Origin of the sequence: Deinococcus pimensis DSM 21231 (assembly GCF_000519345.1) — a bacterium.
Lineage (GTDB): Bacteria > Deinococcota > Deinococci > Deinococcales > Deinococcaceae > Deinococcus_A > Deinococcus_A pimensis.
On record NZ_KI912640.1, the window covers coordinates 29,441 to 30,357 of the forward strand.

The following is a 917-nucleotide window of genomic DNA, read 5'->3' on the forward strand; positions in this document are numbered from 1 at the left end:
GGCGCGGCCCGACACGCCGCGCGACTTGTCGAGGAGCAGCACGCGGCGGCCCGCGCGCCTCAGGTCACGGGCGCAGGCGAGCCCGCCGAGGCCCGCGCCGACCACCAGAACGTCGTGCATCCGGGGAGTCTACCAGGGGGGAGAGGCGCGGATCGTCACATTTCACGCAGCCCGCCCGTCAGGCCGAAGTGATGTTTTTATCGTCTGAGACGGCAATTCGTCGTCCGTTCACAAACATGCCGGGGCTGAAAACTCATGGAGGCCCCGGGCGTAAGGTGCTCGGCGGAGGTCAGTATGAACCAGAAGCTTCAGCAGACCCTCGACGCCGCCAGTGGCGGGCTCACCAGCATCGACCCGCAGGCGGCGGCCAGCAACGTCCGCAACTGGGTCAGCACCCTGCAGGGGTCGAACGTGCCCGGCGGCGACGACCTCGTCTCGGACCTCAGCACCCTCGCGGACCGGCTGGAGTCCGGCAACCTCGACGGCGTCGGCTCCCTGCTCGCGCGCATCGGACAGACCACGAACTCCCTCGCGGACAACGCGCCCGCCGAGGACGCCGACGGTCTGCGCCAGCTCGGTCAGGCGCTGACGCAGGAAGGCTCGCAGATCCAGTAACGCCACGACAGAAGAGGAGAGCGGCCCGCGCGGACCGCTCTCCTTCTTCTACCGCTTCTCCAGCACCAGCGGGCCCGCCGGGCCGAGCGTCACGCCCGGCCTCGGGGACGGATCGCCCCACACGGCGCGCAGGTCCCCGCCGAGCAGGGTGGAGAGCGCCTCGTCGAGCAGCAGGTGCGCGAGGTGCATGCCGAGGCAGGTGCGTTCCCCGCCGCCGAAGGGCAGGTAGGACCACGCGGCGGGCGGACGCTCGAAGCGCGCGGGGTCGAAGCGCTCCGGGTCGTGCCACAGGTCCGGGTCGC

3 protein-coding genes are annotated in these 917 nt (G+C 71.2%); 1 reads left to right on the forward strand and 2 read right to left on the reverse strand.

Features of this window, described 5'->3' with window-relative positions; translation table 11 throughout:
* A partial coding sequence (locus DEIPI_RS36610; RefSeq protein WP_157463608.1) for an FAD-dependent oxidoreductase occupies positions 1-120 on the reverse strand: 120 nt, incomplete at its 3' end.
* A 174-nt stretch (positions 121-294) separates the two neighbouring features.
* Between DEIPI_RS36610 and DEIPI_RS0110835 the strand changes: the two genes are divergently transcribed.
* Complete coding sequence (locus tag DEIPI_RS0110835) at positions 295-615, forward strand: hypothetical protein (RefSeq protein WP_027481791.1); 321 nt, start codon at positions 295-297, stop codon at positions 613-615.
* Positions 616-663: 48 nt separating this feature from the next.
* Here the strand turns inward: DEIPI_RS0110835 and DEIPI_RS30265 are convergent.
* Positions 664-917, reverse strand: a 254-nt coding sequence (locus tag DEIPI_RS30265) for a cytochrome P450 (protein ID WP_045234107.1), incomplete at its 5' end; no start/stop codon positions are given.